This is a genomic window from Extensimonas perlucida (assembly GCF_007655255.1).
GTDB classification, from domain to species: Bacteria; Pseudomonadota; Gammaproteobacteria; order Burkholderiales; family Burkholderiaceae_C; genus Extensimonas; species Extensimonas perlucida.
In genome coordinates, this window is sequence record NZ_VMYE01000017.1 from 1 (window position 1) to 22,071 (window position 22,071).

The 22,071-nt window shown below is 66.2% G+C and carries 20 protein-coding genes; 8 read left to right on the forward strand and 12 right to left on the reverse strand.

The window, feature by feature from the left end:
* From FK527_RS12860 to FK527_RS12875, 4 genes are all read right to left on the reverse strand, one after another.
* Positions 1 to 700 (reverse strand): IS630 family transposase (locus tag FK527_RS12860; RefSeq protein ID WP_144734726.1); only part of this gene is annotated, 700 nt, incomplete at its 3' end.
* A gap of 102 nt (positions 701 to 802) precedes the next feature.
* The gene (locus tag FK527_RS12865; RefSeq protein ID WP_144734582.1) at positions 803 to 1,801 is read right to left on the reverse strand and encodes a 2-hydroxyacid dehydrogenase; all 999 of its coding nucleotides are present in this window, start codon (positions 1,799 to 1,801) and stop codon (positions 803 to 805) included.
* Positions 1,798 to 3,240 (reverse strand): sodium:proton antiporter, encoded by a 1,443-nt coding sequence (locus FK527_RS12870; protein ID WP_144734585.1) that lies wholly within the window; start codon positions 3,238 to 3,240, stop codon positions 1,798 to 1,800. The genes FK527_RS12865 and FK527_RS12870 overlap by 4 nt, the downstream gene beginning before the upstream one ends.
* A 113-nt stretch (positions 3,241 to 3,353) precedes the next feature.
* The gene (locus tag FK527_RS12875; protein ID WP_144734588.1) at positions 3,354 to 3,818 is read right to left on the reverse strand and encodes an acyl-CoA thioesterase; all 465 of its coding nucleotides are present in this window, start codon (positions 3,816 to 3,818) and stop codon (positions 3,354 to 3,356) included.
* Between the two features lie 225 nt (positions 3,819 to 4,043).
* Here FK527_RS12875 and FK527_RS12880 point away from each other — a divergent pair, with 225 nt between their 5' ends.
* A complete protein-coding gene (locus FK527_RS12880) occupies positions 4,044 to 4,592 on the forward strand; it encodes a phasin family protein (RefSeq protein WP_144734591.1) in 549 nt (182 codons plus the stop codon).
* A 182-nt stretch (positions 4,593 to 4,774) separates the two neighbouring features.
* Here FK527_RS12880 and FK527_RS12885 read toward each other — a convergent pair whose 3' ends face one another.
* Complete coding sequence (locus tag FK527_RS12885; RefSeq protein ID WP_144734593.1) at positions 4,775 to 6,262, reverse strand: methyl-accepting chemotaxis protein; 1,488 nt, start codon at positions 6,260 to 6,262, stop codon at positions 4,775 to 4,777.
* A gap of 88 nt (positions 6,263 to 6,350) precedes the next feature.
* Positions 6,351 to 7,259, reverse strand: coding sequence for a LysR family transcriptional regulator (locus FK527_RS12890; RefSeq protein WP_144734729.1), 909 nt, complete (start codon positions 7,257 to 7,259; stop codon positions 6,351 to 6,353).
* 127 nt (positions 7,260 to 7,386) lie between these two features.
* On the opposite strand from FK527_RS12890, the gene FK527_RS12895 reads away from it, so the two are divergent.
* From FK527_RS12895 to FK527_RS12925, 7 genes are read left to right on the forward strand one after another with little or no spacing between them, the layout of a single operon-like run.
* The gene (locus tag FK527_RS12895; protein WP_144734596.1) at positions 7,387 to 8,001 is read left to right on the forward strand and encodes an FMN-dependent NADH-azoreductase; all 615 of its coding nucleotides are present in this window, start codon (positions 7,387 to 7,389) and stop codon (positions 7,999 to 8,001) included.
* Between the two features lie 59 nt (positions 8,002 to 8,060).
* Positions 8,061 to 9,284, forward strand: a complete 1,224-nt coding sequence (gene dapC, locus FK527_RS12900; RefSeq protein ID WP_144734600.1) for a succinyldiaminopimelate transaminase — start codon at positions 8,061 to 8,063, stop codon at positions 9,282 to 9,284.
* Between the two features lie 31 nt (positions 9,285 to 9,315).
* Positions 9,316 to 10,140 carry a 2,3,4,5-tetrahydropyridine-2,6-dicarboxylate N-succinyltransferase gene (gene dapD, locus FK527_RS12905; RefSeq protein WP_144734603.1) on the forward strand — a complete coding sequence of 275 codons (825 nt, stop codon included), beginning with the start codon at positions 9,316 to 9,318 and terminating at the stop codon, positions 10,138 to 10,140.
* A gap of 38 nt (positions 10,141 to 10,178) precedes the next feature.
* A complete protein-coding gene (locus FK527_RS12910; protein ID WP_144734605.1) occupies positions 10,179 to 11,339 on the forward strand; it encodes a PilT/PilU family type 4a pilus ATPase in 1,161 nt (386 codons plus the stop codon).
* A gap of 42 nt (positions 11,340 to 11,381) precedes the next feature.
* Positions 11,382 to 12,578: a succinyl-diaminopimelate desuccinylase gene (gene dapE, locus FK527_RS12915; protein WP_144734608.1), complete on the forward strand. Its 1,197-nt coding sequence runs from the start codon at positions 11,382 to 11,384 to the stop codon at positions 12,576 to 12,578.
* A complete protein-coding gene (gene prmB / locus FK527_RS12920) occupies positions 12,575 to 13,555 on the forward strand; it encodes a 50S ribosomal protein L3 N(5)-glutamine methyltransferase (protein ID WP_144734611.1) in 981 nt (326 codons plus the stop codon). Before dapE ends, prmB begins: the two co-directional genes overlap by 4 nt.
* Entirely contained in the window at positions 13,552 to 15,591 is a 2,040-nt protein-coding gene (locus FK527_RS12925; RefSeq protein ID WP_144734614.1) for an ATP-binding cassette domain-containing protein, read from the forward strand. Before prmB ends, FK527_RS12925 begins: the two co-directional genes overlap by 4 nt.
* A 295-nt stretch (positions 15,592 to 15,886) precedes the next feature.
* On the opposite strand, the gene phbB is transcribed toward FK527_RS12925, so the two are convergent.
* The 6 genes from phbB to glyS form a co-directional block, all read right to left on the reverse strand.
* Positions 15,887 to 16,624 (reverse strand): acetoacetyl-CoA reductase, encoded by a 738-nt coding sequence (gene phbB, locus FK527_RS12930; RefSeq protein ID WP_144734616.1) that lies wholly within the window; start codon positions 16,622 to 16,624, stop codon positions 15,887 to 15,889.
* Positions 16,625 to 16,749: 125 nt separating this feature from the next.
* A complete protein-coding gene (locus FK527_RS12935; protein WP_144734618.1) occupies positions 16,750 to 17,754 on the reverse strand; it encodes an SLAC1 anion channel family protein in 1,005 nt (334 codons plus the stop codon).
* A gap of 43 nt (positions 17,755 to 17,797) precedes the next feature.
* Positions 17,798 to 18,682 carry a M48 family metallopeptidase gene (locus FK527_RS12940; protein ID WP_144734620.1) on the reverse strand — a complete coding sequence of 295 codons (885 nt, stop codon included), beginning with the start codon at positions 18,680 to 18,682 and terminating at the stop codon, positions 17,798 to 17,800.
* Complete coding sequence (locus FK527_RS12945; RefSeq protein ID WP_144734622.1) at positions 18,679 to 19,455, reverse strand: lysophospholipid acyltransferase family protein; 777 nt, start codon at positions 19,453 to 19,455, stop codon at positions 18,679 to 18,681. Before FK527_RS12945 ends, FK527_RS12940 begins: the two co-directional genes overlap by 4 nt.
* A gap of 83 nt (positions 19,456 to 19,538) precedes the next feature.
* Entirely contained in the window at positions 19,539 to 20,150 is a 612-nt protein-coding gene (locus FK527_RS12950; protein ID WP_144734624.1) for an HAD-IIIA family hydrolase, read from the reverse strand.
* A 34-nt stretch (positions 20,151 to 20,184) separates the two neighbouring features.
* The coding region (gene glyS, locus FK527_RS12955; protein ID WP_144734732.1) for a glycine--tRNA ligase subunit beta at positions 20,185 to 22,071 on the reverse strand (1,887 nt) is incomplete at its 5' end.

The window sequence follows — 22,071 nt, forward strand, 5'->3', positions numbered from 1 at the left end:
GGCTCACGGTGGGCGCCTTGCCGGGAACCGGCGGCAAGTCGGGAGCCGTCAGGCCAATCGCTTGAACCCCTGGCTTCTCATCGACGCTGACCGTGTAAATCGGATTCGGCCGCCCATCATGAACGGCACCTTCGCTGTAGAGCGAAACGTCCCGATAGACCATCAACACCTCATGCATCTTCCGGTCAAAGTCGGGGTCGCGCTTCTCCAGGTAGTAGGCGATCTTGTGGGGCTTGAGTTGGTTCTCGTCCAGAATTCGCCACACCGTACTCTTGCCAGCGCCGGCAAGACGCGGAAAGCCCGACAACGTGGCTTGTTCGGACACATAGCGCGCCAATGCCGAGACGCTCCACAACTCGGCTGCCAGCCCAAACTCCTTCGGCTTGGTGCAGGCTACGCTGACCACCCAAGCTTTGGCCTCGTCGGTGATCTCAGGCGCGTGCGGCCGATGGTAGGCATCCTTGAGTCCCGCCTGGATCCCGGCCGCCAGTGCCTTGTCGATACACTTATAAATCATCGGTCGGCTCACGCCCAACTGCCGCTGAATCTCGCTGATCGACAAGCCTTGCGCGTATTTGAGCAGAACCCCGGCGCGCTCGACTTCGCGCACCGGCGCCGTACGCGAGGCCGCCAGTGCGGATAACTTCGATCTCTGCTCGTCAGTCAGCACCAACGCCGCTCGCCCGCTTCTCCGTCCCATGATCACCTCCAAGTCAAATGCTATGACGATCATGGCAGCTCAGAGAGTATTTGTAAACTTATTAGCGGAACGATCTACTAGCGTTTTAGGCATTTTTCATGCTCAAACGGTGGTTTCGCTGCTTGGGTGCGGCCGATTCACCGGCGTGAGCGGCCCGCGCCCCCCAAAGAACGCGATCAGGTTGTCCGCCGCGAGCTGCGCCATCGCCAGGCGCGTGGGCAGCGTGGCGCTGGCGATGTGCGGCGTCAGCACCACGTTGGGCACCTCGAGCAGGCCCGGGTGCACCTGCGGCTCGCCCTCGAATACGTCCAGCCCCGCGGCGGCGATGCGCCGTGTGCGCAGCGCCTCGGCCAGCGCCGCGTCATCGACGATGCCGCCGCGCGCGATGTTCACCAGCGTGGCCGTGGGCTTCATCAGCGCGAGCTCGGGCGCGCCTATGGTGTGGTGTGACTCGGGCGTGTAGGGCAACACCAACATCACGTGGTCAGCCGTGCGCAAGAGCTCCTCCTTGCCCACGTAGCTGGCCTTGCATTCGGCCTCGACCTCGAGCGCCAAGCGCGAACGGTTGTGGTAGATCACGCGCATGCCAAAACCGTGCGCGCCGCGCCGGGCGATCGCCTGCCCTATGCGTCCCATGCCGATGATGCCCAGCGTGCTGCCGTGCACCTCGGCGCCCGCCAGCAGGTCGTAAGACCAGCGCTTCCACTGGCCCGCGCGCAGGTAGCGCTCGCCCTCGGTCACGCGGCGCGCCGTCGCCAGCAGCAGTGCAAAGCCGAAATCAGCCGTGGTCTCGGTGAGCACGCCGGGCGCGTTCGTGCCCTGCACGCCCGCCGCGTCCATGGCCGCGAGGTCGAAGTTGTTGTAGCCCACGGCCATGTTTGCGACGATGCGCAGGCGCGGGCAGGCCGCGAGCAGCACCGCGTCGATGCGCTCGCTGCCCGTGGTGAGCACGCCGTCCTTGTCGCGCAGGTGCGCCGCGAATTCGGCCGGCGACCAGATGTCGTCATGCACGTTCGCCTCGACCTCGAAGTGCTGCGCGAGGCGCTCGATCACTTCGGGAAAGATCGCGCGTGCCACGAGAATGCGCGGTTTTGGTGTCATAAGAACCAGATCCAGGTCATCAGCAAAAACAGGGGCAGCAAGATGCCGCCCGACCAGAGCATGTAGCCGAAAAAACCCGGCATGCGCACGCCGCGGTCTTCGGCGATGGCCTTGACCATCAGGTTCGGCGCGTTGCCGATGTACGAATTGGCGCCCATGAACACTGCACCGGCCGAGATCGCCGCGAGCGTGGGCGCGAGCGGCCCCATGAGCGTGGCCGCGTCGCCACCCGCAGTGTGGAAAAACACCAGGTAGGTCGGGGCATTGTCGAGAAACGAGCTCAGCGCCCCGCTGGCCCAAAAATACATGGCCGGATCGGGCGTGCCGTCGGCGCGCGTGACGGCGCCCACGATGGCCGCGAACGGCCCCTGCGTGCCCGCCTTGAGCATGGCGATCACCGGCGCAATGGTCAGGAAAATGCCCGCAAAAAGCTTGGCCACCTCCTGCATGGGCGCCCAGCCGAACTGGTTGGCCGCGTGCACCTGCGCCGGCGTAGTGCGCAGCGACAACAGCGTGACCAGCACCAACCCCGCGTCGCGCACCAGGCCCGGCAGCCCGAGCGGCACGCCCGCAAGTTCGAACGCGACGGGCGACTTCCAGACGCCAGAAAGCAGCACCAGTCCCACGATGGCCACAAGCAGCACCAAATTGACCTTGCCCTCAATGGCCAAAGCGTGCGTGTCCGGCGTGGGGTCCGTGGCTTGCAGCTCCTCGCGGCGGTGGTAGAACCAGCTGTCGAGCGCATAAAAAATAATCAGCAGCGCGCCAACCAGAAACAGCGCCTTGTCCCACACATGGCGCAGCGTCCAGAAAAAATCCACGCCCTGCAGAAAACCCAGAAACAGCGGCGGATCGCCCAGCGGCGTGAGCGCACCGCCCGCGTTCGAGACGATGAAGATGAAGAACACCACCACATGCGCGACGTGGCGGCGGTCGTCGTTGGCACGAATCAAAGGGCGGATCAGCAGCATGGACGCGCCCGTCGTACCCATGCAGCTCGCGAGCAGCGCGCCCGCACCGAGCAGCGCCGTGTTCAGCCCCGGGCTGCCGTGCAGGTTGCCGCGCAGGTAGATCCCACCCGCCACGGTGAACAAGGCGGTGAGCAAAATCACGAACGGCAGGTATTCGGCCAGCAGCGCGTGCGCCAAAGTCGCTATTGCTGCGCCTGGGCCGAACACCGCCGCGCAAGGCAGCAAAAACGCGAGCGCCCAGCCCGCCGCCACCTTGCCGTAGTGGTGGTGCCAAAACAGCGGCGCTACCAAGGGCAGCAGCGCGATCGACAGCAGCATCCCCGCGAACGGCAGGCCCCACAGCGGCGAGAGGCTCGCCCCATCCAGCCCACCCGCGAGCGCAAGCCCCGGCGCGGCGCCCAAAACGGCAGCCAGAACGGCGCCACAGACGGCACGGGCCGGCCATCTCCACGCGCGGCGATGTTTCATGGTGTCTCCTCGTTCACGCTCTGCGGCTGTGCCGGTCTACCGCCATCGATTCAGGACAAAAATGCCTTTTACGCTTATATGGCAGGCGTAGATAGCTACATTATCACTAGCAATCACGCGCACAGCAATGGCTGCAGCGCTGCGCGCAAAGGCTCGGGCAAGGGCACGGGGCGGCGCGTCGCACGATCCACATAGACATGCACGAAATGCCCTGCCGCCGCCGTGTGCGGCATGCCTTGCGCAAACAGCCCGACCTCATAGCGCACACTCGATCCGCCCAGCCGCGCCACGCGCAGCCCGGCCTCGACGGTCTGCGGAAAGGCCAGCGGCGCGAAATAGTTGCATTGCGTCTCGACCACCAGACCTATGGTCGTGCTGCGCTCGATGTCGAGCACGCCCTGCTCGATCAGGTACGCGTTCACGGCAGTGTCGAACCAGCTGTAATAGACGACGTTGTTCACGTGCCCGTAAACGTCGTTGTCCATCCAGCGCGTGCCGATGGCACGAAATACGCGGTAGGCACTGCGCGGCGCGGGTGCCGGCCGTGCGGCAGAAGAAGGCGTAAGGGGCTCGGTCATGGGCGAAGATTCTGCCAAAAAGGCCCCGCAGCCCAGCGGATTGGCTTTTTTTGAAAAAACCCTCTAATCCTGAAAAAATTGCTGCACTGCAACAAAAACTTCTTGCATTCCCGATTCGAACCCCTAAAATTCGCCCCATGCTGCACTGCAACATGACGCAAGGTCAGACCAGGGCAGATGTCTGTAACCCCTGGTCGTAAAGACCGGATTTTTAGGAGATATGAGATGTCGCTGACCCCTGAGCAAGTCATGGCCACCCACAAAGGCAACATGGAAACCCTCTTCGGCCTGGCCAACAAGGCCTTCGACGGCCTGGAAAAAATGGTGGAGCTCAACCTGTCCACTTCGCGCGCCGCCCTGACCGACGCCAGCACGCAAATGCAGTCGCTGCTGAGCGCCAAGGACCCGCAAGAGCTGTTGACACTGCAAACCACCATGCTCCAGCCCCTGGCCGAGAAAATCGCCAGTTACAACCGCCAGATGTATGAGATCGCCTCTGCCACGAGCGCGGAATTCACCAAGGCGCTGGAAGCCCAGACTGCCGATGCACAAAAGGCCTTCACCACCCTGATCGACAGCACTGCCAAGAACGCCCCCGCTGGCTCCGAAACCGCCGTGGCCGTGATGAAGAGCGCCGTCTCCGCCGCCACGAACGCTTTCGAGTCGATGCAAAAAGCCGTCAAGCAAGCCACCGACATGGCCCAAGCCAACATCAGCGCCGTGGCCGAGACGGCCGCCGATGCCGCCAAGTCGGCTGCTCCGCGCAAGCGTTGAGCAAAGCCTGCAGCACGGTAGATACACAGCCTCTTGAATCCGCGCACACCGCCCCGACTTCAGGTAGGCTCCAACAGTTGTCTCCTTGGATCCTCTCGAAACCCCGTTTCAGGGATCCTTTACAGCCCGGCCCCGTGCCGGGCTTTTTTTGGCTTTTTGGCATAAGTGCTCGCAGCGGCCCCTCAGCGTTGCGCCAGAGTTTTATACACCCCGCAGCCCAGGTACAGGTCGCCGATGCGCGTGACGAACGACATTTTGGTCTGCACTGTTCCGTCAAGTGGGTTGGTGATGTCGTATTCCACCCACCCCGGCTCTCGATCTGCCTGCGCAACGATGCCGTGCAGCAAGCTTTCCCCGTCCACACCGGGAATGTCTTGCACCCTCGTACCCACTTTGGCCGGATTGCCGCCAAAGGCGAGGTAAATGCCGGAAGCGTCAAGCACAAACACATACATGTCGCGGTCGTGGTAAGGCTCGCCGGGATCGGTGATGCGGCGCAAAAATGCCTCGCGCGCACTGTTTTTGCAGAGCGCCACGGCTTTGCGCACCAATTCCATGGCTTCGTCCGCGGTGCCTTGCTGCAGACGAAACGTGGACACCGCCCGTGACAGAGCAGCCGCCCGCCCTTGCAGCGCCTGCGCTTGCGCGACGGCGTGCTGCGCCATTTGCGCATTGTCCTGCGTGATCTGATCGAGTTGCTGCACGGCCAGATTGACTTCATGCAGGCCGGTGCTTTGCTCGGCGCTCGAATGAGAAATTTCGCTCATGTTCGCCGCCACGCGGTGCATACCCTCGGCCATGGCGGCGATGCCGGTGCCCGTTTTGCGGATGAGGCCAGAACTTGCCTCCACCTGCCGCACCGACTCCTGGATGAGGGCCCGAATCTCGTGGGCGGCATCGCTCGAGCGCTGTGCCAGCGTGCGCACTTCGGTCGCCACCACGGCAAAACCACGCCCCTGCGCGCCCGCCCTGGCCGCCTCGATGGCAGCATTGAGCGCCAGGATATTGGTCTGAAACGCAATGCCGTCGATCACCCCAATGATCTCGGCCATGCGGCGTGCACCGTGCTGGATCGCCTGCACCGATTCAACCGCTTGCGCCATGGCTTGGGCACCCTCGTCGGCCGCTTGGCGCACCTGGGCCGCGCGCCGATCGGCATCTTGTGTGACTTGCGCGTTGTTCTGCACCGCGGACGACAGCTGCTGCACGCTGCTGGCCGTTTCTTCGAGGCTGCTTGCCTGCGCTTCGGTGCGCTCGGCCAGCGCACGGTTGCCTTGGGCCAGACTCTGGCCTCCCTGGGCCACAAGCGCGGCATTGCTGCGAATGTCGGCCACCATGGCAGAGAGCGTACGCACCATGCGGTCCAGCAGCTGTGCCAATGCGCCGGCCTCATCCCGCCCCCCTACATCCGCACGCACCGCCAAGTCCCCTTGCATTGCACGCTCCAAGGCACGCGCCAGCGCGGCGAGGTCCTGCGCAAGACTCAGGTACAGCGCCGCGCACAAATACAGCCCAAGCAAAACTCCGGCAAACAGGCCCCACCAGCCTAGCCCCAGCATGGCAAGCGCCATGCCCGCGAGCCAAGCCCCGCCCGACAAAACCAACTTTCCCGGCAACTGCAGACGGCGCATGAGCCCCAGCCCCGGTGCAAGCAAAAAATTCCCTGGCATAACGTCTCCTCGTCTGGTGCAAGCATGTCAGCCCAAACTTACACAAACTTACACCCTTTGGAGTGTCATCCAATTCCGAAGTTGCGCGTCATACCGGCCGGCTGCGCCCCGGCAGGGTCTCGCCGAGGAAGTCCAGAAAACAGCGCACCGCCGGCAGCAAGCCGCGGCGCGAGGGAAACACGGCGTGCACGATGCCCGGCGGCGGCGCCCACTCGGGTAGCAAATGCACCAGGCGGCCGGCGCGCACTTCGTCGGCGCATAAATAGTCGGGCAACCAGCACATGCCCACGCCCGCGAGCGCGGCCAGTTTGAGCGTGAGCAGATCATCGACGACGTAGCGCGGCGCATAGTGCAGGCTGTGTTCGCGCCCGAGCGGGCCGATCAGGCGCAGCGTGCAGCGCCCATCGACGGCCGACATGGCGATGCTGTCGAGCTGCGCGAGCGCTTCGAGCGTCTCGGGCATGCCTTGGCGCGCGAGCAGTGCCGGGCTCGCCACGAGCACCTGGTGCGCATCGTCGAGCCGCTTGACCACCATGCTGCCGCTGTCGTCGAGCGTGGGGCGCACGCGCAGCGCCACGTCCAGGCCCTCTTCGATCAGGTTGACCACGCGGTTGCTGACCTGCATCTCCACGCGCACCTCGGGGTAGCGCGCCAGGAAATCGGGCATGAGCTCGCCCAGCATGGTCTGCGCGAGTGTCACGGGGCAGCTCACGCGCACAGTGCCGCGCGGCGTGGTCTGCACCTGCGCCACGGTGTCCGCCGCCGCTTGCGCCGCAGCGCGCAAGTCCTGGCAGTGGCGCAGATAGGCCGCGCCCACCTCGGTGAGCGCGAGCCGCCGCGTGCTGCGTTGCAGCAGGCGCAGACCCAGCGCGGCTTCGAGCGCAGCCACGCGACGTGACAGGCTGGACGTGGGCATGCCGAGTGCCCGCGCGGCTGCGGCAAAGCTGCCACGCTCCACCACCTCGGCAAAGTAGCGCATGTCGTTGAAGTCGGGCAGCTGGGGCATGGGTAGCGTTCATCATTCCAAAAATGGAACGATACCGTGCATTTTTGCCGTCTTGTCGATCAAGAGAGCGAATTCCACAATCTTTGGCCTGTCATTTGTTTTTTGCTTAGGAGAAACCATGCGATTGCTTCACGTCGATTCCGCCATCACCGGCGCCGCCTCGGTCTCGCGCGAGCTGAGCGCCAAAATCGTCGCGGCCTGGCAGGCCAGCCACCCCGGCACCGAGGTCGAGTATCTGGACTTGGTCGCGCAGCCACCGGGCGACTTCACCTTCGACGCGATGTCGCTGCGCCTGGGGCAAAGCGAGGGCCTGAGCGAAGCGCAAAAGCGCGAAAACGCCGTCACCGAACGCCTGGTGCGCCAGTTCCTCGCAGCCGACGTGGTCGTGCTCGGTGCCCCCATGTACAACTTCGGCATCCCCAGCCAGCTCAAGGCCTGGATAGACCGCCTCGCGCAGCCGGGATACACCTTTCGCTATACGGCCAACGGCCCCGAAGGGCTGGCCAAGGGCAAAACGGTGCTCATCGCCTCGAGCCGCGGCGGCGTGTATTCGACCAGCGACATGGGGCGCGCCATGGACCATCAGGAAAACTACCTGAAGACCGTGCTGGGCTTTTTCGGCATTACCGACATCCGCATCGTGCGCGCCGAAGGCGTGGCCATGGGTGACGAGGCCCGCACGCAGGCGCTGGCCGCAGCCGAGCAGGCGATCCGCACGCACACTGCCACCTGACGAAAGCGCGGAAGGAGCGGGCGCGTGCAGGCCGCAGCAGCGCGCGATAATCCGCGCCCATGAATCCCCTGCTCTCGCGCCTGCAGCCCTACCCGTTCGAGCGGCTCAAGCAGCTCTTTGCGGACGTCACGCCCGCGCCGCACTACCGCCCGATCAGCCTGGGCATCGGTGAGCCACGCCACGCCACGCCGCAGTTCATCAAAGACGCCCTGTGTGCACACACGGACGGCCTGGCGAGCTACCCCGCCACGGCCGGCGAGCCGCGCCTGCGCGCGGCCTTCACCGATTGGCTCGCACGCCGCTACGGCCTGCAGCTCGACCCGGCCACACAGGTGCTGCCCGTGAACGGCTCGCGCGAGGCACTGTTTGCGTTTGCGCAGACGGTGATCGACGCCTCCAAGAGCAAAGGCGCGCCGGAAGACGCGCCCATCGTGGTCTGCCCGAACCCGTTTTACCAAATCTACGAAGGCGCAGCCCTGCTCGCAGGTGCGACGCCGCACTACGTGCCCAGCCGGCCCGAGCGCAACTTTGCCGTCGATTGGGACAGCGTGCCCGAGGCCGTGTGGCGGCGCACGCAGCTCGTCTATGTGTGCTCGCCGGGCAACCCCACGGGCGCCGTGATGCCGCTCGCGGAGTGGGAAAAGCTCTTCGCCCTGAGCGCGCGCCACGGCTTCGTGATCGCCTCGGACGAGTGCTACAGCGAGATTTACTTCCAGGGCGAGCCGCCGCTGGGCGGCCTGCAGGCCGCGGCACGCCTGGGGCGCAGCGACTTCAAAAACCTCATGGCTTTCACGAGCCTGTCCAAGCGCAGCAACGTGCCGGGCCTGCGCAGCGGCTTCGTCGCGGGTGACGCGGAGCTGATCCGCGCTTTTTTGCTCTACCGCACCTACCACGGCGGCGCCATGGGGCCCGCGGTGCAGGCGGCGAGCATCGCCGCCTGGGGCGACGAGCAGCACGTGGAGCAAAACCGCGCGCTGTACCGGCAGAAGTTTGCCGAAGTCACGCCGCTGCTCGCGCAGGTGCTGGACGTGCGCCTGCCCGACGCGGGCTTTTACCTCTGGGCTGGCGTGCCTGCGGCGCTCGGCCTCAGCGACACAGCCTTCGCGCGTGAGCTGCTGGCTCAATACAATGTGACGGTGCTGCCCGGCAGCTACCTGGCGCGCGAAGTTGCCGGCAGCAACCCCGGCGCGCAGCGCGTGCGCATGGCCCTCGTGGCCGAGACCAGCGAATGCCTCGAAGCCGCGCAGCGCATCGTGCAGTTCATCCAATCCTGTTCCGCCTGACCCTTTCACCCGCCCTTTCTGCCTGACCTTCATGACGCAACAACTGCAAGCCACCATAGACGCCGCGTGGGACAACCGCGCCAACCTTTCGCCGACGAGCGCACCCCAAGAGGTGCAAGACGCCGTCGAGCACGTGATCGCCGAGCTCGACGCGGGCCGCCTGCGCGTGGCCACGCGCGCGGCCGTGGGCCAGTGGACGGTGCACCAGTGGATCAAGAAGGCCGTGCTGCTGTCCTTCCGCCTCAAGGACAACGCACTCATGCGCGCGGGCGACCTGGCTTTCTATGACAAGGTGCCGACCAAATTCGCCGGCGCATCGGCCGCCGAGCTGCAGGCGCTGGGCGTGCGCGTGGTGCCGCCTGCCGTGGCGCGGCGCGGCAGCTTCATCGCCAAGGGCGCGATCCTGATGCCCTCGTACGTGAACATCGGCGCCTACGTCGACGAAGGCACCATGGTCGATACCTGGGCCACGGTGGGCTCGTGCGCGCAGGTCGGCAAGAACGTGCACCTCTCGGGCGGCGTGGGCCTGGGCGGCGTGCTCGAGCCGCTGCAGGCAAACCCGACCATCATCGAGGACAACTGCTTCATCGGCGCGCGCTCGGAGATCGTCGAGGGCGTGGTCGTCGAAGAAAACTCCGTCATCTCCATGGGCGTCTATATCGGCCAGAGCACACCCATCTACGACCGCGCCACGGGCGAAGTGAGCTACGGCCGCGTGCCCGCAGGCTCGGTCGTGATCAGCGGCAGCCTGCCCAAGGACGGCGGCAAATACAGCCTGTACGCGGCCATCATCGTCAAGCGCGTCGATGCGCAGACGCGCGCCAAGACCAGCCTCAACGACCTGCTGCGCGCCTGAAACCGCGTGGGTGCACACCACCACGAAAGGAGCCTCCCATGGGCATGATGGAGCGGATTTTGCGTCTGATGGGCGAAAAGCAGGCCTCGGACGTGTATCTTTCGGCCGGCGCGCCGGCACTGATCCGCATCCATGGCGAGTGCGTGCCGATCAACAACCAGCTGCTGCCGCCGAACGCACCGCGCGACCTGCTGGCCGAGATCGTGCCGCCCGAGCGCATGGAGGAGCTCGAAGAAACGGGGGAGCTCAACATGGGCGTGCCACTGGTCGGCGTGGGGCGCTTTCGCATCAGCGCGATGCACCAGCGCGGCACCTGCGCGGTCGTGATTCGCTTCATCACGCAGCAAATTCCCGAGCTGGCATCGCTGCACCTACCCCCGGTGTTGGGCGATCTGGTCTTGCAAAAGCGTGGCCTCGTGCTGGTGGTGGGCGCCACAGGCTCGGGCAAGAGCACCACGCTCGCAGCCATGCTCGACAAGCGCAACCACGAGCTTTCGGGCCACATCCTCACGGTGGAAGACCCGATCGAATACCAGTTCAAGAACAAAAAATCCATCGTCAACCAGCGCGAGGTGGGCACGGACACGCAGTCGCTGCAAGTCGCGCTCAAAAATGCGCTGCGCCAGGCGCCCGACGTGATCCTGATCGGCGAAATCCGCGACCGCGAAACCATGTCCGCCGCCATCGCCTACGCGCAGTCGGGCCACCTGTGCCTGGCCACGCTGCATGGCAACAACAGCTACCACGCGCTCAATCGCATCCTGAGTTTTTACCCCGTCGAAGTGCGGCCCACCATGCTCGGCGACCTTTCTTCGGCCCTGCGCGCCATCGTCTCGCAGCGCCTGGTGCGTACCGTGCAAGGCACGCGCCTGCCCGCGGCCGAAGTCATGCTCAACACCAAACTCGTGGCCGAACTGGTCGAGCAGGGCAACTTCTCGGGCATACGCGAAGCCATGGAGTCGTCCATGGCCGAGGGCTCGCAAACCTTCGAGGAAGACCTGGCGCGGCTCATCCAGGAGGGGCACATCGCGCGCGAGGAAGGCCTGGCCAACGCCGACTCGCCCACCAACCTCATGTGGCGCCTGCAAAACGATTTCGCGCTCGCGGAAAAATCCGCCAAGGCGCAGAAGGAAGTGCAGGAAGCCCCCGACGACACCCCCTCGTTCACCGAAATCGTGCTCGACGTGCATCCTGACTGAGCCCACTGAACCGACCAAGCGCCCGCCTTTTCTTTTCTTTTTATGTCCCGCACCCTGCAACTGGCCGAGCAGCTCATCGCCCGGCCCTCCGTCACGCCCGAAGATGCGGGCTGCCTCGAACTGCTCGCGCAGCGCCTCGCGCCGCTGGGCTTCGTCTGCGAACGCATGGACAGCGGCCCGCCCGAGTTCCGCGTCAGCAACCTATGGGCAAAAAGGCCCGCAGCGGCTGATGAATCAGCGCACAAAGCTCCGAAAACAATAGTATTCGCAGGCCACACCGACGTCGTGCCCACGGGCCCGCTCGAGCACTGGAGCAGCAACCCCTTCCTGCCCACGCAGCGCGGCGGCAAGCTCTACGGGCGCGGCGCGAGCGACATGAAGACCTCGATCGCCGCCTTCGTCGTCGCGGTCGAGGAATTCCTCGCCACCACGCCGCAGCCGCATCTGCAAATCGCCTTGCTGCTCACGAGCGACGAGGAAGGCCCGTCGGTCGATGGCACCAAGGTCGTGGTCGAGCACCTGCGCGCGCGCGGCGAGCGGCTCGACTGGTGCATCGTCGGCGAGCCCACCTCGGTGCAGCGCAGCGGCGACATGATCAAAAACGGCCGCCGCGGCACACTCAGTGGCAAGCTCACGGTGCGCGGCATCCAGGGCCACGTGGCCTACCCGCAGCTCGCGCGCAACCCCATCCACCAGGCGCTGCCCGCGCTCACCGAACTTGCCGCCACCACCTGGGACGAAGGCAACGCCTTTTTCCCGCCCACGACCTGGCAGATCAGCAATATCCACGCGGGCACCGGCGCGACCAACGTCATCCCGGGCCGCCTGGAGGTCGATTTCAACTTCCGCTTTTCCACCGAATCCACCGCCGAAGCGCTGCAGCGGCGCGTGCACGCCGTGCTCGACCGCCACGGGCTCGAATACGACCTGCGCTGGACGCTCGGCGGCCAGCCCTTCCTCACGCCCGTGGGCGAGCTCGTGCGCGCCGTGCAGCAGGCCATACGCGCCGAAGCCGGCATCGAGACCGAGCTCTCGACCACCGGCGGCACGAGCGACGGGCGCTTCATCGCGCAAATCTGCCCCGAAGTGATCGAGCTCGGCCCGCCCAACGCCTCGATCCACAAGATCGACGAGCACGTGTGCCTTGCGGACATCGAGCCGCTCAAGAATATCTACCGCCGCACGCTCGAAGCGCTCGAGGCCCAAGCCGCCGCGCAGGCTCTGGCAGCCCCGGCATGAGCGCAACCGAGCACAACCAGTACGGCCCCGCCGCCCTGCCCGCCTTGCAGGGCGCGACCTTGGGCGCCTTGCTCGACGCCGGCACGCGCCTGCTCGAAGCCGCAGGCGTGGCCTTCGGCCACGGCACCAGCAACGCACGCGACGAGGCGGCCTGGCTGATCCTCTGGCGCCTGGGCCTGCCGCTCGACACGCCCATCACCGGCGATGGGGCCGAAGATGAGCCGGAAAATGGCATGGCAAATCGCCCCATCACGCCTGCTGAGCTTGCGCAAGTAGCTACGCTTTTCGATGAACGCATACGCACACGCAAGCCCGCCGCCTACCTCACGCACGAGGCCTGGCTCATGGGCGTGCCGTTTTATGTCGATGAGCGCGCAATCGTGCCGCGCAGCTTCATTGCCGAGCTGCTCGTCGATGGCAGCCTCGATGTGTTTCTCAGCGCCGACACGCGCCAGGTGCTCGATTTGTGCACGGGCAACGGCAGCCTCGCCGTGCTTGCGGCGCTGGTCTGGCCCGATGTCGCGGTGACCGCCGCCGACATTTCGCCCGAGGCGCTCGAAGTCGCACGCATCAACGTCGCAAAGCACGGCCTGCAGGAGCGCATCCGGCTGCAGCGCTCGGACGGCCTCGCCGAGCTGCCGGGTCCGTGGGATTTGATCCTGTGCAACCCGCCCTACGTCAACGCCGCGAGCATGGCGCAGCTGCCGCCCGAATACCGCGCCGAGCCCGCGCTCGCACTCGCGGGCGGCGCCGACGGCATGGACTTCATCCGCCGCCTGCTCGCCGATGCCCCCGCGCACCTGAGCCCCCACGGCGTGCTCGTGCTCGAAATCGGCAACGAACGCGCGCACTTCGAGGCCGCCTTCCCGCGGCTGCAGCCGATCTGGCTCGACACCAGCGCCGGCGCAGACCAGGTGCTGCTGCTCCCGCGCGAAGCGTTGTGCGCGCCCGACGCCTTCGTGCAGTCCATCGCATGATCACGCTCAAAGACATCTGCCTGCGCCGCGGCAGCAAGCTCGTGCTCGACCACGCGAGCGCCACCATCCACCCCGGCGAGCGCGTGGGCCTGGTGGGGCGCAACGGCGCGGGCAAGTCCTCGCTGTTTGCGCTGCTGAGCGGCGACCTGCACGAAGACAGCGGTGAATTTTTCTTCCCGCCCGGCTGGCGCCTTGCCCAGGTCGCGCAGGAGATGCCCGAAACCGACGAACCTGCCACCGAATTCGTGCTGCACGGCGACACGCGCCTGGTCGAGCTGCGCCAAGCCTTGCAGCAGGCCGAGCGCGACGGTAACGGCATGGCCATCGCGCAGGCGCACAGCGATCTCGCCGACGCCGGCGCGCACGACGCCGTGGCACGCGCACAGGCATTGATCCTCGGCCTCGGTTTTCAAGTGGCCGAGCTCGATCGGCCCGTGCGCAGCTTCTCGGGCGGCTGGCGCATGCGCCTGCAACTGGCGCGCGCGCTGATGTGCCCGAGCGACCTGCTGCTGCTCGACGAGCCCACCAACCACCTCGACCTGGACGCGCTGGTCTGGCTCGAAGCCTGGCTGCAGCGCTACGCCGGCACGCTGATCGTGATCAGCCACGACCGCGAGTTTCTCGACGCCGTGACCACCGTCACGCTGCACCTGGAGCAAGCCCGCCTCACGCGCTACGGCGGCAACTACAGCCGCTTCGAGGAGCTGCGCGCGCAGCAGCTCGCGCTGCAGCAGTCCGCCTACGCGCGCCAGCAGGACAAAATCGCGCACCTGCAAAAGTTCATAGACCGATTCAAGGCCAAGGCCACCAAGGCGCGGCAGGCGCAAAGCCGCGTCAAGGCGCTCGAGCGCATGGAAAAAATCGCCCCGGTGCTCGCCGAGGCCGAATTCAGCTTCGAATTCAAGGAGCCGCCCAACCTGCCCAACCCCATGCTCACGCTCAGCGACGCCGCCTTCGGCTACCGCAGCGCGGACGGGCAGGTGCGCACCATCTTGCAGCACGTGAACCGCTCGGTGCTCGCGGGCCAGCGCATCGGCATTCTGGGCGCGAACGGCCAGGGCAAATCGACGCTGGTGAAAACCATCGCGCGCCAGCTGCCACCATTGGCCGGACGCATCACCGAGGGCAAGGGCCTGCGCATAGGCTACTTTGCGCAGCAGGAGCTCGACCTGCTGCGCCCCGGCGAGAACCCGCTCGAACACATGGTGCGCCTGGCGCGCGAGCTCGGCCCCACGAACACTGTACCCAGCCGCGAGCAGGACCTGCGCAACTACCTGGGCAGCTTCAACTTTTCGGGCGACATGGTGCAGCAGGCCGTGGGCAGCATGAGCGGCGGCGAAAAAGCCCGCCTGGTGCTGGCCATGATCGTCTGGCAGCGCCCCAACCTGCTGCTGCTCGACGAGCCGACCAACCACCTCGACCTGGTCACGCGCGAGGCGCTCGCAGTCGCACTCAACGGCTTCGACGGCACGGTGATGCTGGTGAGCCACGACCGCGCGCTGCTGCGCTCCGTGTGCGACGAATTCTGGCTCGTGGGCCGCGGCACGGTCGCGCCTTTCGACGGCGACCTCGACGACTACCAGCGCTACCTGCTCGAAGAAAGCCGCCGCCTGCGCGAGCTGGCGCGCCTGCAAGCTGTGCAGGCCGACGCAGCAAATACTCCTGAATTCATAGCTGCTAGCGCAGATGTATCAAGCGCAAACACCGTTTTTTACCCTGAAACTGCGGCGCCCACCGTGTCGCAACGCGAAGCGCGCCGGCAAAGCGCCCAGGCGCGCCAGCAGCTGGCCGAAAAGACCCGCCCGCTCCAGCGCGAGATCGCGCAGATCGATGCGCGCCTGGCCGCGCTCAGCGCCGAAAAAAGCGCACTCGAGGAACGCCTCACGCAGCCGCTCGCGCCCGCCGACATCGCAAACTGCGGCCGCCGTCTCAAGGAATGCAGCGACGAGATCGCCGCGCTCGAAGACCGCTGGCTCGAACTCGGCGCCGCGCTCGAGGCGCTGAGCGCTGCGGCCGACACGGTTGCTGCAGGCTGAATGCCTGCAGGGCGTCGGAAACCACTCCCCATGCGCGGGCCGAAAAAATTTCCTGACCCTGTCAACGCAACGGAAACCTGCGGCGTTTTTCAGGACATCACAGGAGTTTTCTGTCATGCAAACCACCTCACCTCTGACCCTCTGGCCCGAAGACGAACGCGATCGCAAGCGCGCACCGGCGCGCGGCTGTTGAATCCGCCCCGCATGCTGCGTTTTACGTAGCGTTTCCTTCGACGCCGCTACAAAAAACCCCGCTTTCGCGGGGTTTTTTGTTGGGTAACGCCGCGGCGCACGCTCAGCCCATGTGCAAGCCGCCGTTGACGGAAAAATCCGCCCCCGTGGAGTAGCTGCCGTCTTCAGACGCGAGCCAAGCGACGATGGAGGCAATCTCGCGCGGCTCTCCAAGGCGCTTGAGCGGCACCGTGGCGACGATTTTTTCGAGCACCTCGGGGCGGATGGCCTTGACCATGTCGGTGCCTATGTAACCCGGGCTCACGGTGTTCACCGTCACGCCCTTGGCGGCCAGCTCCTGCGCCAGCGCCATCGTGAAGCCGTGCATGCCGGCCTTGGCGGCCGAATAGTTGGTCTGCCCGGCCTGGCCCTTTTCGCCGTTCACGCTGCTGATGTTGATGATGCGGCCCCACCCTTTTTCCACCATGTCGCCGACGACCTGCTTGGTGACGTTGAACAGGCTGTTGAGGTTGGTTTCGATCACCGCGTCCCAGTCCTCGCGCGTCATCTTGAGGAACATGCGGTCGCGCGTGATGCCGGCGTTGTTCACGAGCACGTCTATGCTGCCGTGCTCGGCCTTGGCCTTGTCGAAGGCCTCGACCGTCGATTCCCAATTGCTCACATTGCCCACGGACGCATGGAAGCTAAAACCCAGCGCCTGCTGCTCCGCCAACCACTTGGCGTGGTCGCGCGTAGGGCCGCAGCCCGCGATCACCTTGAAACCTTCCTGGAACAGGCGCTGGCAAATGGCCGTGCCAATGCCCCCCATGCCGCCGGTGACGTATGCGACTTTCTGACTCATTTCCATTCTCCTGAATGTGTAGTTGCTGGCTCAGCAGCCACTCTAACCAATTTATGTGGCAATCCGTGCTGCGGGAAACACTGACGTCCCCGGGAAAGTTTGTAACAGTTCCCCGCGCAGGCTCATCAGGGCCGGGCAAACTGCCCGCGCGCCGCGGCGCGCAGCGTCAACCAGGCCAGCCATGACACGAGCACGCTGAGCAATGCCAGCAAAGCCCATGCCAGCACGGCGTACCAGGCAGAGGCGCTGCGATGCGCCATCTCGAGGCTGGCCATGGTGAAGGCCGCGAGCGGGAACGAATAGCCCCACGCCGCCGTGGAAAAGGGCAGGCGCGCGAACTGCCGCACATGGCTTGCGAGCAGCAAGAACATGAACAAGGCCATCGAATACAGCACGCGCGCAAAACCATCGACCTGCCCCGTGAGCGCCAGGTAGGCGACAAAGCCCGCCGAAGGCGGCGCGAGCAAAATGGCCAGCGTGGGGCGCATGGGCGGCGGCAGCGGCTCGTGAAAAAACAAGCGGTAGAGCACGATGGTCATGAGCACCAGCCAAAACACCAGCCCGATGCTGAAAAAGAACCAGCTGATGTCTGGCGGTGCCCACTGCATGCCGACGATGGGCATGAGGATGTTGCCCACGGCGGGGATGAACCAGGCCGGGCTCGCGTGCTGGATGCTGTAGTGCGGGTGGAAGATCCAACTGCCCACAGAGAGCAGGGTAAGTGCCAGGTGCGCCGCAGCGCCCACGCTCCACAGCACATGCGCCACGCCCGGCAGCGTGGGCAGCCAGGCGATCGACAGCAGCACCATGCCGGTGGAGATCGCCGGGAAAAAGTTGACCTGCACCGGGTGTGCGCGCTCGGCCGCGACCTGCGCGGGGTAGCGCAGCCCCTTGAGGGCATAAAGCACGAAAAGAAAAACATACAGCGCCGTCGCCGCCCAGCGCAGACACAGCGCGGGCAGCGCGGGCGCGCCCGCGAGCGCGCTGGCCTTGGCCCAGGCCAGCGCGAGCCCCGCCACACCCATCACGGTGGTGAACAAGGCTACGGGCAGATAGGCCAGCGAGGGCGGCGGGGGCGTGCAGCCAGGGCCGGCGGGTGTCGCAGCGGCTGGATCGGCGGGGGCGGTCATGGCGTGATTCGAGAAGTTGGGGCGCAATGGAGCACAGTGGGGCTCAGTCCCACAGCGGAGCGGGCTGCGCACGCAGCTGGCGGCGGCGCGTGGCGTAATCGGGCAACACGCCTTCGACGGTGCACCAAAAGCGCGGGCTGTGGTTCATCTCGCGCAGGTGGGAAAGCTCGTGCACCACCACGTAGTCGATCAGCGCGGGCGCGTAGTGCAACAGGCGCCAGTTCAGCCGGATGGAGCCGTCGGCGCTGGCGCTGCCCCAGCGCGTGCGTGCGCTCGACAGGCTGAGCCGCTGCCAGCGCACCTCGAGCTGCGGCGCAAAATATTCGAGCCGCGCTGTGAAGTGGCTGCGCGCCTGGCGCTGGAACCAGGCTTGCACCTGCGCGCGCGCCTGCTGCGCCGCAGCCTCGTGCGGCAGTGCAAGCTGCAGCGCGCGCTCGTCGCCACACTCCACCAGCCGCACGCGCGCACCCGGCGTGGCGCCCAGTTGCAGCCGCAGCGGCGCGCCCAGGTAGGGAAGCTGCGCGCCATGGGCCCAGACGATGCGCCCAGCCTCGCGGTGCTGCTGCAGCAAGCGCACCTCGTGCAGCTTGCGCACGATCCAGCCAGCCTTGCCGTGCAGCGCGCGCTCGATCTCGGCCAGCGCCACGCCAGCAGGTGCGCGCACCGTGAGCCCCTGGCCATCGACCACGAAGCCTATGCTGCGCCGGCGCACACGCTGCAGCGCGTAGCCCACCAGCACGCCGCCAAGCATGACCTGGCGCTGCGCTGCCGGATGCCTGAAAACCGCTGCATTCGCTCCATTTTCAGGAGCTTCTTGCGCTTGATATGCCTGCGCAACAAGGATTTTTTGCCCTGAACTTTGCAGCCCGTTCGGCTGCGCTGCAGTGCCCCAGCCGCCGAACAAGCCTTGCAGCAGCTGCGGGATCATGGCCGCTCCTGCGCCTTGGTCGGCTCGGGAGGCTGTGGCGCGTAGGCCTCAGGATCGAGGCGGCGCATTTCGGCCTCTATCCAGTCTTCGACCTCCTGCATCAATTCGTCGGGCCGCCGCCCCTGGCTGGGGATGGGCTTGCCGATGGAGACATCGACCACGCCGGGACGCTTGACGAAAGCCTTGGGCGGCCACACGCGCGCCGAGGTGACGGCGATAGGCACCACGGGCACACCCGTGCGTATGGCCAGGCGCGTGCCGCCGCTTTTGTATTCGCCCTTTTGCCCGCGCGGTATGCGCGTACCTTCGGGGAACATGATGATCCACGTGCCCTGCGCCAGCAGGCGCTGGCCTTGCTGCACGAGCTTTTGGAAGGCGCGCACGCCGTCGTTGCGGTTGATGTGGATCATGTCCAGGCTGCCGATGGACCAGCCGAAGAAGGGGATGCGCAACAGCTCCTTCTTGAACACGTAGGCCAGTTGACGGGGCATGATCGCCGGCATCAGAAAGGTTTCGTATGCCGACTGGTGCTTGCACAGCAGCACCACGCCCTGGCGCTGGTCCGTGGGCAGATTTTCCATGCCCTGAATGCGCGGGCGTATGCCCATGAACCAGTGCGCAGCGCGGATACTGAGCGCCAGCCAGGCGCGGGCGATGCGGTACAGCACCGTCTTGGGCGCACCAAGCACGCGGCACAACAGAATCGCCAGCGTGTAGGGCACTACGGTGATGCCCATCCAGAGCAGGTGCAGGAGAGAACGCAGCAAGGCCATGCGATCGAATTTGTAAGAGTGTTTTTGCAGTATAGCCCTCTAAGGGCAAGCACTTTAAGCTACTAAAATAATACCATCGCAGGCTATATCTGCGCGGGGCGCGCGGGCAGCGGCACGGCCTCGGCCTGCAGCAAATGCTCGACCAGCGCGCCCAGGCTGGCATGTTTTCGCACCTCTGGCACGGGCTGCGACGGCCCATCGGGCGGGCTTGGCGGCGCCCCCATGCCTTGCGCCGCCGTGCTGGCGCCACCGGCCTGCTGCACCTGGTGGAGCTGGCGTGCCCCCAGCGTCGCACCTGCCTGCAGCAATGCCATGCTGCTGCCCACGACCAGCAGCTGCTCGGCTTCAACGCCGTAGCGCTCGCAGATCTGCGCGAGCAACTCGGGCTGGGGCAGGCGGCAGCGACAAGTCTCTTGCGGCGCGTGCGGGCAGAAAAACACCGCGTCTATGCGCGCGCCCACGGCGGCCAGCTGGCGGTACATCTTGGCGTGGATGGCGTTGAGCACCTTCACGTCGAACAGGCCGCGCCCCAGGCCGGGCTGGTTGCAGGCCAACACCACGTGCCAGCCCGCGTGGTTGAGACGGGCGACGGCATCGAGCGCGCCCGGCTGGGCGATCCACTCGTCTGGTGAGGCGATATAGCCGTCACCCGGCAGGTTCAGCGTGCCGTCGCGGTCGAGGATGGCGAGCTTCATGCGATGGGCTCCTGCGCTGGCGCACCTGCCGGCGTCACACGGCCAGGCGCGACAGGTCGGCCACGCGGTTCATCGCGAGGTGCAGCTTTTTGAGCAGCCCCAGGCGGTTCAGGCGCAAGTCGAGCTGCTCGGCATTGACCAGCACGTCGTCGAAAAACGCATCGACCGGCGCGCGCAGCCCCGCCAGGGTTTGCAGCGCGGCGGTGTAATCGCCCGCGTCGAACTGCGCATCAGCCTGGGGCACTGTGCTTTGCATGGCCGCATAAAGGTTTTGCTCGGCATCTTCCTGCAGCAGCAGCGCACTCACGTGGGCATCGACCACCTGCTCGGCGTCGCCGGCTTTTTTGAGGATGTTGGCGATGCGCTTGTTCGCCGCGGCCAGCGCCTCGGCCTCGGGCAGCGTGGCAAACGCGCGCACGGCCTGCAAGCGCTGGGGCACGTCGGCCAGGCGCTGCGGGCGCAGCGCGAGCACGGCCTCGACCTCGCGTGCCGCATAGCCCTGCTCGCGCAGCAGGCCCGCAAGGCGCTCGTAGATGAAGTCGGCGAGCGGCGCGCGCTGGTCTTCGATCAGGCTGCCGAATGCGGGCACGGCGGCGGCCAGCAGCGCGTCGAGTTCGAGCGGCAGCGCCTTGTCGATCAGCATGCGGATCACGCCGAGCGCGTGGCGGCGCAGCGCGAACGGGTCGCGCTCGCCCGTGGGCAGGTTGCCTATGCCGAACATGCCCACCAGCGTTTCGAGCTTGTCGGCCAGCGCCACCACCACGCCCACGGTGCCGCGGGGCAGGCTGTCGCCAGCAAAACGCGGCTTGTAGTGGTCTTCGATGGCGTCGGCCACTGCTGCGGGCAGGCCGTCGTGCAGCGCGTAGTAGCGCCCCATGGTGCCTTGCAGCTCGGGGAATTCGCCCACCATGTCGGTGAGCAGGTCGGCCTTGGCCAGTTCGGCAGCCTGGTCGGCCTGCTGCACCAGCGTGCTGTCTCCGCTGTTTCCGAGTTGCTGCGCCAGCGCGGCGGCAATCGCGCGCGCGATCGCGCGCACGCGCTGCACGCGCTCGAGCTGTGTGCCCAGCCGGTTGTGATAGACCACCTTGGCCAGCTGCGGCACGCGGCTCGCGAGCGGCTTTTTGCGGTCCTGGTCGAAGAAGAACTTGGCGTCCGCGAGACGCGGGCGCACCACGCGCTCGTTGCCGCCGACCACGGCGCTCGCATCTTGTGGGCTGATGTTGCTGACCACGAGAAAATGGTTCGTGAGCTTGCCTGCGGCGTCGAGCAGCGGAAAGTATTTCTGGTTCGCCTGCATGGTCAGGATCAGGCACTCCTGCGGCACCTCGAGGAATTCAGGCTCGAACTCGCACACGAGCACGTTCGGACGCTCCACCAGCGCCGTGACTTCGTCCAGCAGCGCATCGTCTTTGATCGCTGACAGCGCTTGTCCTGCCTGCGCTGCAGCCTGATGGAGCTGCGATTCGATGAGCGCGCGGCGCGCGGCGAAGTGCGCGATCACCGCGCCTTGCGTGCGCAGCGCCTCGGCGTAGGCGTCGGCGTGCGGCAGCTCGATCGGGTCGGCCTGTGCCTCGAAGCGGTGGCCGTGCGTGTGGCGCCCGGCGCGCAGGCCCAGCGCGTGCACCGGCACCACCTGCGCGCCGTGCAGCGCCACCAGGCCATGTGCGGGGCGCACGAAGTGCACCGTGCTCCAGCCGGGCAACTCGCAGTCGGCGCAACCGGCTTCGAGCTGGTAGCTCATCACCTTGGGGATGGGCAGCTTGGCGATGGCTTCGTGCAGCGCTTTTTGCAGGCCCACGGCGAGCGTCGCGCCCGGCGCCACGCTGTCGAGAAACAGCGCCTCGGCCTTGCCGTCGCGGGGGCGCGGCAAAGGCGCCCCGAAGGCCCCCCGGGCCCCCCCGCCGCGAATTTCAAACACCCA